Origin of the sequence: Streptomyces sp. NPDC048295 (genome assembly GCF_040652135.1) — a bacterium.
GTDB lineage: Bacteria > Actinomycetota > Actinomycetes > Streptomycetales > Streptomycetaceae > Streptomyces.
In genome coordinates, this window is record NZ_JBEZLL010000020.1 from 113,970 (window position 1) to 129,544 (window position 15,575).

A 15,575-nucleotide genomic window follows, 5' to 3' on the forward strand; every position below is an offset into this window, starting at 1 on the left:
GCCTGCGGGTTTCCGGGTGCTGTCGCGGCGCTGCGGGCCCCGGCGGCGGGCCGCGTACGGTCCGGGCGTGTTCCCCGCCACTGCCTGCCGTGTTCCGCGGGTCCGGGCCGGGCCGGTGGGGAGTGGATCAGATACGGGTGAAGCACCACACGCCGAGGACGAGAAAAAGTACGCCGAACACAGTGGCGAGAGTGGCGGAGGCGACGGGACTCACACCATCTGCCACCGGCGCGCGGTGCAGGACGCGCGCCCCCGTCCACAGCAGCAGCGCGGCACCGGACAGCGCGAACACCGCCCCGGCGAAGACCGCAGGTCCGCTCTCCATACGCGTACGCCTCCCTGTCCCTGCCCGGCCGGGGCGGGTGCGCTCCGGTCCAGGGGAGGCTGTCACCCGAGGGCGTCGCCGATGCGAACCCCGGGTGAATGGCCGGATTCGTCTGCCTCCGTCCCGCCTCGCGGATATGGGGCGTGCGGGGGAGCGAACACGGGGCGGGCACCCCGGGCGCGGACCGGCCGGCGAGTCGTTCCGGCCGCCGCCCGGAACCCTCGCCCGCGCATCATCCGGAATCCGCGGCCTCCACGGCGCACCGGACGGCGACGACACGGAAGTCGCTGATCGCAGCGCCCCTTCTTTACGTACGGCGGTACGCGTCCGAAAGGGAACGGAGCCCGGGAGGACCAGCGGCACGAGCGGCGCACGACCGGCGCGTCACCGGCCGCGCCGGACCGGTCCGGCGCCGATCAACTCGCCGGAGGAACCGGCTCCAGGAAGCCCTCCTCGACCAGCAGCCGGATCGCCTGCGGGGTCCGGTCGCGCAGCAGCACCGAGTCCTCGTCCATCAACTGGGCGATCGCGTCCAGAATCCGGCCCGCGGGCAGCGACCCGTCGCACACACCGGCAAAGCCCGCACCGACGGCGTCGACCTTCGTGGCACGCCGCATGCCCCGGTTCTGACGGAGCACCACATGCTCCGGGTCCTCCGCGCCCGGCAGGCCGACCTGCTCCTGCACGACCTCGGCGGCCAGGGTGAAGTGCCCGGCCAGGAGCGCCGCGTCGTCCTGCTCGCGGAGGTAGTCCTGGCGTGCGAAGTGGGCCTCGACGGCCGGGCCGAGCGGCTGCTCCACCGCGTGCGGCCACTCCTCGATCACGACGGACGGACTGCCGGCGGCGGCCGCGGCGGACTTGCGCAGGGTGATCCAGCCGAAGCCGACGCCCTTGGTCCTGCGGGCCTCGAACTCGTCCAGCCAGGCGTCGTACCGCGCGGCGTACTCGGCGGGGTCCGTGCGGTGGTCGCCGCTGTCGCGCAGCCACAGCTCGGCGTACTGCGTGACGTCCTGGACCTCACGCTGCACGATCCAGGCGTCGCAGCCGTACGGGACCCAGGAACTCAGCCGGCTCTGCCACTCCTCGCCCTCGACGTGCTGCCAGTTGGCGAGGAAGTGGGCGTATCCGCCCTCGTTCAGCCGGTCGCCGGTCTGCTGCACCAGGGTCCGGCACAGGTCGTCGCCGCCCATGCCGCCGTCGCGGTAGGTGAGGCGGGCGCCGGGCGAGATGACGAACGGGGGGTTGGAGACGATCAGGTCGTACGTCTCGGCGCCGACCGGTTCGTACAGCGAGCCCTGGTGCAGCTCGGCCGGGGCTGCGCCGGACAGCGCGAGCGTCAGCCGGGTGAAGTCCAGCGCGCGCGGGTTGAGGTCGGTGGCCGTGACCCGGGTGGCGTGCTGCGAGGCGTGCAGCGCCTGGATGCCGGAGCCCGTACCGATGTCGAGCGCGGAGGCGACAGGCGTACGGACGGTGATCCCGGCGAGCGTGGTGGACGCCCCGCCGACCCCCAGGACCACGCCCTCCTCGCGCGAGCCGATGCCGCCCGCGCCGCCGACCGCACAGCCCAGGTCGGAGACGATGTACCAGTCCTGCCCCTCGGGCCCGCTGTACGGCCGTACATCGACCGTGGCCCGCACCTCTTCGCCGGCGTGGGTCACCCAGCCGTCCTCGACGCACTCGGCCAGCGGGAGCGCGGCGCGGGCCCGCTCGTACGGCACGGGGTGCTGGAGCAGGAAGAGCCGCACCAGCGTGTCGAGCGGGGAGTCGCCCCGGGTGGCGCGGAGCGCCGGGACCGTCTCGCTGCGGGCGAGCGCGGCGTAGGCGGGCGCACCGAGCAGGTCGAGCAGCCCGTCGGCGGTGAAGGCGGCGGCGAGCAGGGCTTCGCGGAGCCGGGGCGAACGGTCGGGCACGGGGAGACTGGTCGTACTCACCCACCCATTGTGGCCGCTCCCGCTGACAACCGCTGCTGCCGCCGCCCGGTCACGACTTCTTGCCGGCCGAGGCGGAAGGCGCGGCAGCCGGGGACGTGCCGGACTTCGGCGGTACCGAGGCCGTCGGCTTCTGGCAGCCCTTCTGCTTCGCCATCGCGGTGCCGACCTCGCCGGACTGAAGCTTCTTCAGCGCCTCGTCACCATTGGTACTGATCTTGGTCAGCTCGTCCGCGATGCCCTTGAGCCCGTCGGCGAACTTCGCCTGGTCCTTCGTTTCGAGGGCGTCGACCTTCTTCTGCAGGTTCGCGTACGCCGCGGAGGACGCATCGAGCTCCTTCACGGCCTCCTTCTGCGTGGTCTCACCGCCGTCGACCGGTGGCGCGCCCGCGGATTCGACCGCCGCACCCAGTGCCTTGTACGCCTGCGAGATCTGCTGGAAGGCGGCCGAGTCGGTCTTCTGGACGTCGGCGGGCTTGCTGTTGTCGGCGGTCTGCTGCTGGATCGCGGCATTGGCGTTGGCGATCTTCTGGAGCTGGGGCTGCACCTGGTCGCAGACCTTCTTGGCCCAGTCGTTCACCTTGTCGCTGTTGTCGTCGCTGCTGCAGCCCGACAGCATAAGTACCAGTACCGCACCACCGGACAGCGCGGCCGCAAGCTTCTTGTTCACCGGATCGGTCCCTTCCAAGGCTCTCGGCCCCGGAACTTACACGGCGAGCGCCCTCCGCCCGGGTGCCGGGTGTCCGATGAGTAACCTTTTGCAGCCATTTGCACCAAGGGAAATGAGGGAGATACAACTCACCCGCACAGCCCTCGGCATCCGGGGACACCCGCACGAGCAATCACGCGGACGGGGGACGGATCGACGGCAGGTCAGCAGTGGGCCGACATGTCGGCCGGGATGCGACCGGGCGGACGGGGCATCAGAACGCGCCGCCCGCCCGGTCCTTGAGCCGAGGCCGGCTATGTACCGGCACCCCGCCCAGGCCGCGGCGTCACGAAACGGCCGCCTGGCCCGGCGACTTGGCCGGCCTGTCCCCTCCTCCGTCCCCGTCGCCGGGATCTTCCGCGTCGCCCACGGCGATTCCGCGCCGCTTGGAGACATAGACCGCGCCGACGATGACCGCGACGGCGACGACCGCCACCACCGCGCGCACGCCGGCGCTCGCGTCCTGCCCGTAGCTGAACTGCACCACCGCCGGGGCGATGAGCAGGGCGACCAGGTTCATCACCTTGAGCAGCGGGTTGATCGCCGGCCCCGCCGTGTCCTTGAACGGGTCGCCGACCGTGTCGCCGATGACGGTCGCGGCATGGGCCTCGCTGCCCTTGCCGCCGTAATGACCGTCCTCGACGAGCTTCTTGGCGTTGTCCCACGCACCACCGGAGTTGGCGAGGAAGACCGCCATCAGGGTGCCGGTGCCGATGGCGCCCGCGAGATAGGAACCGAGCGCTCCGACACCGAGCGTGAAGCCGACGGCGATGGGCGCCATGACGGCCAGCAGGCCGGGCGTGGCGAGCTCTCGCAGGGCGTCCTTGGTGCAGATGTCGACGACGCGCCCGTACTCCGGCTTCTCGCTGTAGTCCATGATCCCGGGGTGCTCGCGGAACTGCCGCCGCACCTCGTAGACCACGGCCCCGGCCGAGCGCGACACCGCGTTGATCGCAAGACCGGAGAAGAGGAAGACGACCGCGGCACCGAGGATCAGGCCCACCAGGTTGTTGGGCTGCGAGATGTCCAGACTGAGCGTCATCTCCCCGGCCTTGGCCCCCACGCCGTCGACCGCCGTGGCGATCGCGTCGCGGTACGAGCCGAAGAGCGCCGACGCCGCCAGAACGGCGGTGGCGATGGCGATGCCCTTGGTGATGGCCTTGGTGGTGTTGCCGACGGCGTCCAGGTCGGTGAGGACCTGCGCACCGGCGCCCGTGACATCACCGGACATCTCGGCGATGCCCTGCGCGTTGTCCGAGACCGGGCCGAAGGTGTCCATGGCGACGATGACACCGACGGTGGTGAGCAGCCCGGTCCCCGCCAGGGCCACCGCGAAGAGCGCCAGCATGATCGACGTACCGCCGAGCAGGAACGCCCCGTAGACGCCCAGGCCGATCAGCAGCGCCGTGTAGACGGCGGACTCCAGACCGATCGAGATGCCGGCGAGTACGACGGTGGCCGGACCGGTCAGCGAGGACTTGCCGATGTCCTTGACGGGACGCCGGCTGGTCTCGGTGAAGTAGCCGGTCAGCTGCTGGATCAGGGCGGCCAGCACGATACCGATGGCCACGGCGACCAGCGCGAAGATCCGCGGGTCACCGCCGTGCGAGGTGATGGCGCTGTCGGTGACCCCGGCCAGGTCCGCGTACGAGGACGGCAGATAGACGAAGACGCCCACGGCCACCAGCACCAGTGAGATCACCGCGGAGATGAAGAATCCGCGGTTGATGGCGGTCATACCGCTGCGATCGGTGCGCCGCGGGGCGACCGCGAAGATCCCGATCATCGCGGTGATCACGCCGATCGCCGGAACGATCAGCGGGAAGGCCAGCCCGGAGTCGCCGAAGGCGGCCTTGCCGAGGATGAGTGCGGCGACGAGCGTCACGGCGTACGACTCGAAGAGGTCGGCCGCCATACCGGCGCAGTCACCGACGTTGTCGCCCACGTTGTCGGCGATGGTGGCCGCGTTGCGCGGGTCGTCCTCCGGGATGCCCTGCTCGACCTTGCCGACGAGGTCGGCTCCGACGTCCGCCGCCTTGGTGAAGATGCCACCGCCGACCCTCATGAACATGGCGATCAGCGCGGCACCGAGGCCGAAGCCCTCCAGCACCTTCGGGGCGTCGGCGGCATAGACGAGCACGACGCAGGAAGCGCCGAGCAGACCGAGGCCCACGGTGATCATGCCGACCACACCACCGGTGCGAAAAGCGATCTTCATCGCTTTGTGCGAAACGGTGGTGAGATCTTTTTCCGGCTCGCCTTCCGCGGGAGTCGCCTCACGCGCAGCAGCGGCCACACGGACATTACTGCGTACCGCGAGCCGCATCCCGATGTATCCGGTGGTCGCCGAGAAAAGGGCACCCACCAGGAAGAACAACGAACGGCCCGCGCGCTGCGACCAGTTGTCGGCCGGTAGCAGCAGAAGCAGGAAGAAGACCACGACGGCGAAGATGCCGACGGTGCGCAGCTGCCGGGCCAGATAGGCATTCGCGCCTTCCTGCACGGCGGCCGCGATCTCCTTCATGCGGTCGGTGCCCTCGCCGGCCGCCAGCACCTGGCGCACCAGCAGTCTGGCGACGACCAGGGCGGCGACGGCGACGACCGCGACGACGATCACGATGACGCGATTGTCATCGGTGAGAACCGCAGCCGCCAGAGAAGTGGACCGGCCGGAAGGCGCGGAAAATGCGGAATCTTGCGCGGGTCCTGCCAGTGGGGTGTTGAAGAACTCCGCCATACGTCCTCCTTGACGCTCAGCGCTCAAGACGTGGACGGATTGTAGGGAGCAGAAGCCGATCAAAACAGTGCGCGGTAAATGCAATTGACCTTCATCAGCCGATCGGCAAATGATCGAACTCCTGAAACGACCCGAATGCAGTAATGGGGCAGACACATTTTCCGCAGATCGGCGATCACGCATGAACGATCACACACAAATGAAAAAGGCCCTGCTCGGCAGGGCCTCAAAAGGCGGATCAAGAAACGGAGCGAGGAAGACGCCTCGGGCCCCTGGGGCCCTTGCGACGCCCGGGGCGCCGGGGGGCTCGGAGGAGACTCCGGAAGAGCAAGGGGCGCCCGGGGAGCATCGGCGCGGCAGCACTGTCACGGCGGGGCTGCCACGGCATAGCTGCCACAGCAGGACTGTCACGGCAGCACTGTCACGGGCGTCTTCGGCCAGCTCATACGGATCACTCCGCCCTTGGCTCCCGATCTGACTTCCACATCGTCGACGAGGCCGCTGATGACCGCGAGACCCATCTCGTCCTCGCCGTCCGCCTCGCTCTCGTGACCCGGCTCGTCGAGCCCCGCGCCGGGCGTGGCGCCGCGTGCCGCGGAGGCTCCGGCGGGCCCACCGAGAGCGGGATCGTCCCCGGGCCCGGGGACCTCGTCGCCGACCTCGGCGGAGAAGGACTTCTCCTCCTCGATCAAAACGACGGAGACGGGAGCGGTGATGCCATGGCTGCGGTGCAGCCCGACAGCTCGGCTGCAGGCCTCACCGACTGCGAGTCTGACCTCGTCGAGCACGGCTTCGTCGACCCCTGCCCGGCGCGCCACGGCGGCCGCCACGAGGCGGGCCGTCCTGACGTGTTCGGGCTGGGCGCTGAAGCGGAGTTCAACGGTGGTCATGCGATACCCCTCAGACGTACGGGCGTGCATCCCAGGGGCCCGGGCGTGCTGCCCGATGTCCCTGCTCTTTTCTTCTCTTTTTCCGGGCCGACGGCTCGTCTTCTTCCGGCCGACGGCTCGCCTTCCGCAACCGTCTTGCCGCGCCGGCCCCGCCGGACAGCCGCCGGAGCCGACCTGGCCGACGGACGCCCCGGCCTCGGAAGACAGAGCGGCTGACCACCGGCCGGCTGCCGAACGGCTCACCGGCCGACCGGCCGGCATCCCGTCGAACTCCGACCGGCCCGGCTGCCCGGCCGCCCGGGGCGCCGGTCACCCGGCTCCCAGGCCTCCGATCGCCCGACCGGTCGCTGTCCGACCGGCCGATCGGTGTGCCTCACGACACATCGGCCACCAGGCACGCACGCATCGCACCGGCTGCCCGGTGGGCAGCAGATGCGCCGGCTGCGTGCCGAACCGCCTCCGGCCGATCCGATCGATCGGTGGACCGGCCTCGGGCGGACCGTCAGTCGGTGGCCGCGACGGCCTCGTCGACCGTGGTGTGAATGGGGAACACCTTGGTCAGACCAGTGATCCGGAAGATCTTGAGAATGCGCTCCTGGTTGCAGACCAGGCGCAGCGAGCCCTCATGGGCCCGGACACGCTTCAGGCCGCCCACGAGCACGCCGAGGCCGGTGGAGTCGAGGAAGTCGACGCCTTCCATGTCGACAACCAGGTGGTAGCTGCCGTCATTCACCAACTCGACCAACTGCTCGCGCAGCTTGGGCGCGGTATACACATCAATCTCGCCACCGACCTCGACGACCGTACGGTCGCCACCAGGGCCGGACACATTGCGAGTCGACAAGGACAGGTCCACGGATCCTCCAGCACCTTGCTATCGAGCGGTCGCCCCTCGGTCTCCCCGGCGGAGCCAGGGAACGGATCGCCAGCCGCGATGGCATTCAATCACTTACCAGCAGGCATGCACGACGCCTTGGGACCATTGTCCGTCACGCCAGTGACACACTCGGTACCGATGGCCAAGAATCACCGTCCCAGTCGACCACCCGGGAACAGCGAGTCCAGCCCTTCTCCCGCCATGGTCCTCGACCGGCTCGCCGCAGTGGCGGGCCGGTCCGCGCGCATCACTCATACGGAGCACTTGCCCCCGCGTGCGGGAACCCATGCCATTTGGCCCGATCGCATCCGGCCGGAAGTCGTCGCCGCGATCCGGAAGGCCGGAATCGACCATCCGTGGGCGCACCAGGCAGCAGCAGCCGAGCACGCCCTGGACGGCGAATCCGTGGTCATCGCCACCGGCACGGCGTCCGGCAAGTCCCTCGCCTACCTCGCCCCGGTCCTCAGCGCCCTGCTCGACGGCTCCGAGGCCCCGAACGGCCGCGGCGCCACCGCCCTGTACCTGGCCCCCACCAAGGCCCTGGCCGCCGATCAGAGGCGTGCCGTGAAGCAGCTCGCAGCACCGCTCGGCAACGCCGTCCGGCCCGCGGTCTACGACGGCGACACCCCGGTCGAGGAACGCGAGTGGGTGCGCCAGTACGCCAACTACGTCCTGACCAACCCCGACATGCTGCACCGCGGGATACTCCCGTCCCACCCCCGCTGGTCCTCCTTCCTGCGCGCCCTGCGCTTCGTCGTCATCGACGAGTGCCACACCTACCGCGGTGTCTTCGGCTCCCACGTCGCCCAGGTGGTACGCCGGCTCCGCCGCCTGTGCGCCCGTTACGGCGCCGATCCGGTCTTCCTCCTCGCCTCCGCCACCGCGGCGGAACCCTCCGTCGCGGCCGGCCGGCTCACCGGCCTCCCGGTCAAGGAGGTCGCCGACGACTCCTCGCCCCGCGGCGAAATGGTCTTCGCGCTGTGGGAGCCGCCCCTGACCGATCTGCACGGCGAGAAGGGCGCCCCGGTCCGGCGCACCGCCACCGCCGAGACCGCCGACCTCCTCACCGATCTCACCGTCCAGGGCGTCCGCTCGGTCGCCTTCGTACGTTCCCGGCGCGGCGCCGAGCTGATCTCCGTCATCGCCAAGGAGCGCCTCGCCGAGGTGGACCGTTCCCTGCCGGCCCGGGTCGCCGCCTACCGCGGGGGCTACCTCCCCGAGGAACGCCGCGCCCTGGAGCGCGCCCTGCACTCCGGGCAGCTGCTCGGACTGGCCGCCACCACCGCCCTCGAACTCGGCATCGACGTCTCCGGCCTGGATGCCGTCGTCATCGCCGGCTACCCCGGCACCCGGGCGTCGCTGTGGCAGCAGGCGGGCCGCGCCGGACGCTCCGGGCAGGGTGCCCTGGCCGTCCTGGTGGCCCGCGACGACCCGCTGGACACCTTCCTCGTCCACCATCCCGAGGCGCTGTTCCAGCAGCCCGTGGAGTCGACCGTCCTCGACCCGGACAATCCGTACGTCCTCGCCCCCCATCTGTGCGCCGCCGCCGCCGAGCTCCCCCTCACCGATCCGGACCTGGAGCTCTTCGGCCCGGCCGTGGCCGAACTGCTGCCGCAGCTGGAAACCGCGAAACTGCTGCGCAGGCGGCCGTCGGGCTGGCACTGGACCCGCCGCGAGCGCGCCGCCGACCTCACCGACATCCGCGGCGAGGGCGGCCGCCCCGTCCAGATCGTCGAGGAGGGCACCGGCCGGCTGCTGGGCACCGTCGACGAGTCGGCCGCGCACACCGCCGTCCACGAAGGCGCCGTCCACCTCCACCAGGGCCGCACCTACCTGGTCCGGAAGCTGGACCTGGAGGACTCGGTGGCCCTGGTCGAGGAGGCCGTCCCGCCGTACTCGACCACCGCACGCGACACCACCTCCATCGCCGTCCTGGAGACCGACACCGAGATCCCGTGGGGTACCGGACGGCTCTGCTACGGCTCGGTGGAGGTCACCAGCCAGGTCGTCTCCTTCCTGCGCCGCAGGCTGATCACCGGCGAGGTCCTCGGCGAGACCAAGCTGGACCTGCCGCCCCGCACTCTGCGCACCCGCGCCGTCTGGTGGACGGTCACCGAGGACCAGCTCGACGCCGCCCGCATCAACCCGGAGATCCTGGGCGGCACCCTGCACGCCGCGGAGCACGCGTCGATCGGGATGCTGCCGCTCTTCGCCACCTGCGACCGGTGGGACATCGGCGGCGTCTCCGTGCCCCTGCATCCGGACACCCTGCTGCCCACGGTCTTCGTGTACGACGGCCACCCGGGCGGCGCCGGATTCGCCGAGCGGGCCTTCCACACCGCCCGTACGTGGCTGACCGCGACCCGCCAGGCCATCGCCTCCTGCGAATGCGAGGCGGGCTGCCCGTCCTGCGTCCAGTCCCCCAAGTGCGGCAACGGCAACGAACCACTGCACAAGCGCGGTGCCGTGCGCCTCCTCACCGAACTCCTGCGGTGCGCGCCTCCGGCCCCCGGGGCACCCGGCCCGGAGGATCCGCCGAAGGCGTAGGAGGCCGGGGCGGGGAAGGCCGGGCAGCAGGTGACCGGGGCGCAGGTGGCCCGGGGTCAGGAGGCCGGGTCGGCGGCACCGGCCCGGGAGGACCGGGGGCAGCCCCCGGAGGGCCGGCCCTGGACCTGACCACTGGTTCGTACGGCCCGAGACTCACCCGGGCCGTCACATCGGCGACCTCCCCGCGCACCGCACACCGGACGACCACGGCCCCCTGCGCCGCGGCCACCTGCTCGGCGGCCCCGCATGCCGCCCCAGGCCCTTGCAGGGCCCGGTCGGCCGCCGCCAGGGCTGCCAGGTCCGCCGCACCGCCCGCCCGGTGCCGAACGGCCACCACCTGCCCGAGGGCCAGCACGACCGCGAACACCGCACACAACGTGGCCGTGGTCATCGCCACCCACACAGTGGCCAGCCCCCTGTCCCCGTCCGCCGGCCCACGGATTGCGCGCAGGCGAGCGAGGGCGGCCGCACACCGCTTCCGGCGCGTCCCGGTCACTGCGCCACCCCCACCGTGTCCTCGGCCAGTGCCGCCGCCTCGGCGCGAAGTTTCAGGGCCAGTGGTCCCGGCCCCGGCATCGATGCCGCCACCCGGACCCGCCACAGCTCCCCGCTCCGTTCCATCGCGACTTCGGCCCCGCCCGGTGCGGCCGAACGGGCGGCCTCCAGCGCCTGCGCCTCCGGCTCGGAACGGGCGGCCGCCCTCGCGCCGGCCCGTGCCGCGTCCACACACCGGATCTGGGCGGAGGCGGCCATCAGCGCCCACACCAGCGTCAGGGCGAACACCACCAGCACCGGAATCGCCATGGCCGCTTCCGCCGTCACCGCGCCCCGGTCCCCCCGGGCCCCGGCTCCCCCGCTTCCCGCGCTTCTCCTGCTCTCAGAACTTCGCATCGAGCGCGTCCTTCAACAGTGACTGCAGCGCGGACATCACCGGCTGGCTGGTGACCACCTTGTAGAGCACCGCCGCGAACGCACAGGCCGCAATCGTCCCCACCGCGTATTCGGACGTTGTCATTCCGTTGTCCGTCCGGACTCGGCGTGCCATGCCACGCACCCAGCCCTTGATTCGCCGTACCATCCCAACCCCCGTGGAATTTCTCATTCATGCTGAATGGTTTTTATTCATACTTTTCGGTCATCCGATGCGGAGCAGTCCGGTCGCCAGGCCGATCACCACCGGTGCCACCCCGACCATCAGGAACGCGGGCAGAAAACAGAGTCCGACGGGGGCGGTGACCGCCACCCCGGCCCGCTGGGCGCGCGCCACGGCCGCACTCGCACGCTCGGCCCGCATCGCCTCGGCCAGCCTCGCCACCGGCTCCGCCGCCGGGGCCCCGGTCGACCCCGCCCGCTCCAGACATCGGGCCAGCGCACTCGCACCCGGTATCTCCCCGAACCGCCCCCAGGCCACCGCGGGTTCACCACCGAGACGGATCTCCGCGGCCGTCCGCGCCAGCCGCACGCCGACCGGCCCACCGAGCGACTCCCCCACCGCCTCCGCAGCCTCCCGCGGCCCGGCTCCGGCCGAGATGCAGGCCGCCAGCAGATCGGCCGCCAAAGGGAGCTGACGTGCGGCCTCCGCCGACTCCGTCTGCCCGGCTCCCGGTCCGGGTCCGCGCCGGGACCGCTGCCACCGCCAGGCGCCGTACGCCACTGCCAGCCCCGCCACGCACCCCGGCAGGCCGCCGACCAGGACCCAGCCCGCAGCCACAGCACCCACCGGTGCGATCCACTCCTTCGCCCGGACACCGGATGCCGGGTGCCCACGACGGCCCTGCCCACAGCCGCGCCTCCGACCGCGCCGACGCTTCCGCACGCCGATCGCCAGCAGCACCGCGCCCCGGCGACGCACCGTCCGGCCCCGCCGCGCTCCCGCCAGGGCGAAGCCCGCACCGGCGACCGCGCTCAGCACCGCGCACACTGCCGCCACCCGATGAACGGCTTCACCGGCGGCCCCGCTCATGCCGCCTCCCCCGCCCGTACGATCCGGCCGGCCCAGTACAGCCCGGCCGCCTCCAGCAGTCCGCCCGTCACCAGACAGACCAGCCCGGCCGGTGTGTGCAGCAACACCCTCAACGGGTCGGCCCCCAGCGCCGCCCCCAGCCCCATGCCCAGCACCGGAAGCAGCGCCAGCACGGCCACCGTCGACCAGGCACCCGCCAGTTGGGCCCGAAGCTCCTCCCGTCCGCGCCGCTCGGCCCGCAACGCGCCCTCCAGGCGGTCCAGACCCGCCGCGAGTCCGGCCCCACCGTCGGCCGCCACCCGCCAGCAGGCCGCCACCCCGGCGAGCCCGTCCAGGCCCGGTTCCCGTGCCGCCTGCAGCAGTGCCCCCGGCACATCGCCACCGAATTGCGCCGCGGCGGACACACCGGCCTCCGCTGCCCCGATCGCCCCGGTGCCGCGGACGGCGACGAGCAGCGCCCGGCCCGGTTCGTGTCCGGCCCGCAGCTCACCCACGACCACACCGCACAGCGCCACCACCCCGGCCGCCCCGCGTTCCCGCTCCCTGTCCCGGGCCCGCCTGCGCAGCCACCGCCGCACCAGCGGCACCGCCAGTGCCCCGGCCAACAGCGGCAGCACCGACTCGCCCAACACGGCGACGACCACCGCAGCCGGGAGGCAGAGCCACTCCCGCCGCTCCCGCACCCGCCCCAGCACCTGCGCCCCGGCCCGCTCCCAGCGCGCACGCGGCGGCGACCGGTCCACCCCGTCGACGAACAGCACCCGGGCCCTCCGCCGCCCGTGGTCCTGCGCCACCACCAGCCAGGCCGCCACCCCGACGCACAGGACCACCGCACAGCTCACGCCCGTCGACAGCCCCGTCGGCGCACCCCCGGTCACAACGCACCCCCGATCAGCGACCGCAGCCGCTCCCAGCCACGCTCCCGCACGAATCCATCGGCGCCCCAGCGCAGTGCGGGAACGGTCATCACCAGCCCTGCCGCGTCCCGTTCCAGGACCTGCACCTCGGCGATGCGCCGCTGTCCGGCCCGGTCCCGTACGAGATGGACCACCACCGACAGCGCAGCCGCCAACTGGCTGTGCAGCGCTGTCCGGTCCAGCCCCGCCGCCGTCCCCAGCGCTTCCAGACGGGCCGGTACGTGCTCGGCCGCATTGGCGTGAACCGTCCCGCAGCCGCCTTCGTGGCCGGTGTTCAGAGCAGCCAGGAGTTCGGTGACCTCTGCGCCGCGCACCTCTCCGACCACCAGCCGGTCGGGCCGCATCCGCAGCGCCTGCCGCACCAGGTCCCGGAGCGTCACCCGGCCCGCCCCCTCCTGGTTGGCGGGGCGCGACTCCAGCCGCACCACATGGGGGTGGTCCGGCCGCAGCTCCGCGGAGTCCTCGGCGAGCACGATCCGCTCCCGCTTCCCGACCGCACCCAGCAGACTGGACAGAAGAGTCGTCTTGCCCGCACCCGTCCCTCCACTGATCAGATACGAGACCCGGGCCTCCACCAGGGCCCTCAGCACCCGCTCACCGCCCGGCGGCACCGTCCCCGCCGCGACCAGCTCCGTCAGCGAGAAGGCCCTGGGCCGCACCACTCGCAGCGACAGACACGTCGAGCCGACGGACACCGGTGGCAGCACGGCATGCATACGGGTGCCGTCCGGCAGCCTCGCGTCCACCCAGGGGCGGGCGTCGTCCAGCCGTCGCCCCGCCACGGCGGCCAGCCGCTGGGCCAGCCTGCGCACCGCAGCGGCGTCCGTGAAGGTCACCCCGGTGAGTTCGAGGCCACCACCCCGGTCCACCCACACCCGGTCCGGCGCGGAGACCAGCACATCCGTGACCTCCGGATCGGCGAGCAGCGGCTCCAGCACCCCGGTCCCGACCAGTTCGCCACGCAACTCGTCAGCCGCACCGAGCACTTCGGCGTCCCCGAGCAGCCTCCCCTGGGCCCGCAGCGCGGCCGCCACCCCGGCCGGGGTCGGTGCCGTGCCGCTCTGCGCGAGCCGCTGCCGTACCGCATCGAGCAGCGTCTCCGTCATGACGCACCTCCACCGGCGCGTCCCCCCGCGCCCTCCGGCGCGAGCGCCCGCTCCCAGAACGCCGCGCAGAACCTGGCCAGCGGACCGCGCGCGCTGCCACCCGGCGGCGCACCGCCGTCCTGAGCGGCCGACAGCCCGGCGTCGAGAGGGAGTTCACCGGCGAGCGGCAGCCCGAGCGCCTGCGCCACCCACCGTTCGTCGAGGCCCGCCGCGTACGGCCCGCGGGACACCACCCGCAGGTCGTCCAGGACCATCCCGGCCATCGACGCCACCCGCTTCGCCGCCGCGACCGCTCGAAGCTCACCCGGTACCACCAACAGCCCGAGGTCCAGCTGTGCGAGCGCCTCGGCCACCGATTCGTCGACCCGGCGCGGCAGATCGACGACCACCACCCCGCCGAGCCTGCGGGCGGCGGCCAGCACGGCCCGTATGGCCTGCGGCGGGATGACCACCCAGTCGTCGCGGCCCCAGCTGAGCACCCGCAACCCGTGGAGCGCCGGAAGTGATTCCTCCAGCGCGCCTCCACCGACCCGCCCCTTGGAATGAGCGAAATCCGGCCATCGCATTCCCTCGGCCCGTTCGCCGCCGAGCAGCACGTCGATGCCGCCGCCGAGCGGATCAGCGTCGATCAGCATGGTCCGCCGCCCGGCCCTGGCTGCGGTCACCGCGAGGGCGCAGGCCAGGGTGGACGCGCCGGAGCCGCCCCGGCCGCCGATCACCCCCACGGTGAGCGCCGGCCGGCCCACGCCTTCCGACGCATTGGCGATCTGGTCGACGAGCCAGCTCTCCGAATCGGGCAGCCTCAGCACGTATTCGGCCCCGATCTCCACAGCGCGGCGCCAGACGTCCGGGGCGTCCTGATCCCGGCCGACGAGCATCACACCCCGCCTGCGTACCGCCCCTCGACACCGCTGGGCGGCGTCGTCGCCCACCAGGACCATCGGGGCCTGCTCCCAACTGCCTCTGTTCTCGGGCAGCGAGTGATGAACTTCCGGTTCCGCCCCGGCGGCCGCACACAGCCGCAGCAGATCGTCGAGCAGTTCCACATCCTCGGTCACGATCAGCGGTCCGCCCCGCCGCACTCCGGCGGCCGGCAGAGGATCCCGCGCGATGGACTCGGCCACGATCTCCGCCCCCTTCTCACTGCACCTTCGTCGCGGATCGCGGTGAGCCCGGAGCGTTCCGGGACCGGCGATTCCACAACCCGCGGACTTCGCGGCTGGAATCACCGTGCAGCGCTTCGGGAAATCGTGTGGATCTTGCTCGAAAACTGTGGACAACTCCGCTGTTGTGGATATCTCCGTCGCTCAAACCGGCGACTTCCGGAGCGCACCCCTTCCGCTACACAGCGTGACGAGTCAAGGTGATGGGAGACGGACCGAGAAGCGGGCCGTCGCGCCCGGAATGGAGGCAGAATGCTTGGTTCCGAACAGCAAAAACGCGTCCGGACATGCGACGACCCCCGCCGGGGGGGGAGAGCGGGGGTCGTCCCCACGGCCGACTCGGGGGGGGAGGAGCCGGACCGGGTTAGCACGGTCGCGAACGATCCGTGACTTCCATGGTGTACCCGAGAGCC

General features: G+C 72.0%; 14 protein-coding genes. 1 reads left to right on the forward strand and 13 read right to left on the reverse strand.

The features are described 5' to 3' along the window. Positions 1–127 precede the first annotated feature (127 nt). From AB0D53_RS27220 to AB0D53_RS27245, 6 genes are all read right to left on the reverse strand, one after another. Positions 128–325 (reverse strand): hypothetical protein, encoded by a 198-nt coding sequence (locus AB0D53_RS27220; RefSeq protein WP_362451168.1) that lies wholly within the window; start codon positions 323–325, stop codon positions 128–130. Between the two features lie 416 nt (positions 326–741). Beyond that, complete coding sequence (locus tag AB0D53_RS27225) at positions 742–2,256, reverse strand: class I SAM-dependent methyltransferase (protein WP_362451170.1); 1,515 nt, start codon at positions 2,254–2,256, stop codon at positions 742–744. A gap of 49 nt (positions 2,257–2,305) precedes the next feature. Next, complete coding sequence (locus AB0D53_RS27230; RefSeq protein ID WP_362451172.1) at positions 2,306–2,923, reverse strand: small secreted protein; 618 nt, start codon at positions 2,921–2,923, stop codon at positions 2,306–2,308. A 325-nt stretch (positions 2,924–3,248) separates the two neighbouring features. Further along, positions 3,249–5,699, reverse strand: coding sequence for a sodium-translocating pyrophosphatase (locus AB0D53_RS27235; RefSeq protein WP_362451175.1), 2,451 nt, complete (start codon positions 5,697–5,699; stop codon positions 3,249–3,251). A 407-nt stretch (positions 5,700–6,106) separates the two neighbouring features. Beyond that, on the reverse strand, positions 6,107–6,589 hold the full coding sequence (locus tag AB0D53_RS27240) for an ATP-binding protein (RefSeq protein ID WP_329820350.1): 483 nt from the start codon (positions 6,587–6,589) through the stop codon (positions 6,107–6,109). Positions 6,590–7,091: 502 nt separating this feature from the next. Continuing rightward, positions 7,092–7,445, reverse strand: coding sequence for an STAS domain-containing protein (locus AB0D53_RS27245; RefSeq protein WP_003967428.1), 354 nt, complete (start codon positions 7,443–7,445; stop codon positions 7,092–7,094). A gap of 78 nt (positions 7,446–7,523) precedes the next feature. Between AB0D53_RS27245 and AB0D53_RS27250 the strand changes: the two genes are divergently transcribed. Beyond that, positions 7,524–10,013, forward strand: a complete 2,490-nt coding sequence (locus AB0D53_RS27250; protein ID WP_362451179.1) for a DEAD/DEAH box helicase — start codon at positions 7,524–7,526, stop codon at positions 10,011–10,013. Here AB0D53_RS27250 and AB0D53_RS27255 read toward each other — a convergent pair. From AB0D53_RS27255 to ssd, 7 genes are read right to left on the reverse strand one after another with little or no spacing between them, the layout of a single operon-like run. After that, positions 9,943–10,455, reverse strand: a complete 513-nt coding sequence (locus AB0D53_RS27255) for an Rv3654c family TadE-like protein (protein ID WP_362451287.1) — start codon at positions 10,453–10,455, stop codon at positions 9,943–9,945. The two genes, AB0D53_RS27250 and AB0D53_RS27255, sit on opposite strands and share 71 nt — an antisense overlap. Positions 10,456–10,505: 50 nt before the next feature. Beyond that, positions 10,506–10,904 (reverse strand): TadE family type IV pilus minor pilin, encoded by a 399-nt coding sequence (locus AB0D53_RS27260; protein ID WP_362451181.1) that lies wholly within the window; start codon positions 10,902–10,904, stop codon positions 10,506–10,508. Continuing rightward, positions 10,891–11,091: a DUF4244 domain-containing protein gene (locus tag AB0D53_RS27265; protein WP_362451183.1), complete on the reverse strand. Its 201-nt coding sequence runs from the start codon at positions 11,089–11,091 to the stop codon at positions 10,891–10,893. Before AB0D53_RS27265 ends, AB0D53_RS27260 begins: the two co-directional genes overlap by 14 nt. 57 nt (positions 11,092–11,148) lie before the next feature. Further along, positions 11,149–11,976 (reverse strand): type II secretion system F family protein, encoded by an 828-nt coding sequence (locus AB0D53_RS27270; protein WP_362451185.1) that lies wholly within the window; start codon positions 11,974–11,976, stop codon positions 11,149–11,151. After that, positions 11,973–12,854 carry a type II secretion system F family protein gene (locus AB0D53_RS27275; protein ID WP_362451187.1) on the reverse strand — a complete coding sequence of 294 codons (882 nt, stop codon included), beginning with the start codon at positions 12,852–12,854 and terminating at the stop codon, positions 11,973–11,975. The genes AB0D53_RS27270 and AB0D53_RS27275 overlap by 4 nt, the downstream gene beginning before the upstream one ends. Continuing rightward, positions 12,851–13,999 carry a TadA family conjugal transfer-associated ATPase gene (locus AB0D53_RS27280; protein ID WP_362451189.1) on the reverse strand — a complete coding sequence of 383 codons (1,149 nt, stop codon included), beginning with the start codon at positions 13,997–13,999 and terminating at the stop codon, positions 12,851–12,853. The genes AB0D53_RS27275 and AB0D53_RS27280 overlap by 4 nt, the downstream gene beginning before the upstream one ends. Beyond that, a complete protein-coding gene (gene ssd / locus AB0D53_RS27285; protein WP_362451289.1) occupies positions 13,996–15,057 on the reverse strand; it encodes a septum site-determining protein Ssd in 1,062 nt (353 codons plus the stop codon). The genes AB0D53_RS27280 and ssd overlap by 4 nt, the downstream gene beginning before the upstream one ends. Between the last annotated feature and the right edge of the window lie 518 nt (positions 15,058–15,575).

Excerpts from the sequence above, each read along its gene's own strand:
- AB0D53_RS27220 (WP_362451168.1), bottom strand. The coding sequence starts at position 325 with ATGGAGAGCGGACCTGCGGTCTTCGCCGGGGCGGTGTTCGCGCTGTCC.
- AB0D53_RS27235 (WP_362451175.1), bottom strand. The coding sequence starts at position 5,699 with ATGGCGGAGTTCTTCAACACCCCACTGGCAGGACCCGCGCAAGATTCC.
- AB0D53_RS27240 (WP_329820350.1), bottom strand. The coding sequence starts at position 6,589 with ATGACCACCGTTGAACTCCGCTTCAGCGCCCAGCCCGAACACGTCAGG.
- AB0D53_RS27250 (WP_362451179.1), top strand. The coding sequence starts at position 7,524 with ATGGCATTCAATCACTTACCAGCAGGCATGCACGACGCCTTGGGACCA.
- AB0D53_RS27260 (WP_362451181.1), bottom strand. The coding sequence starts at position 10,904 with ATGCGAAGTTCTGAGAGCAGGAGAAGCGCGGGAAGCGGGGGAGCCGGG.
- AB0D53_RS27265 (WP_362451183.1), bottom strand. The coding sequence starts at position 11,091 with ATGGTACGGCGAATCAAGGGCTGGGTGCGTGGCATGGCACGCCGAGTC.
- AB0D53_RS27270 (WP_362451185.1), bottom strand. The coding sequence starts at position 11,976 with ATGAGCGGGGCCGCCGGTGAAGCCGTTCATCGGGTGGCGGCAGTGTGC.
- AB0D53_RS27280 (WP_362451189.1), bottom strand. The coding sequence starts at position 13,999 with ATGACGGAGACGCTGCTCGATGCGGTACGGCAGCGGCTCGCGCAGAGC.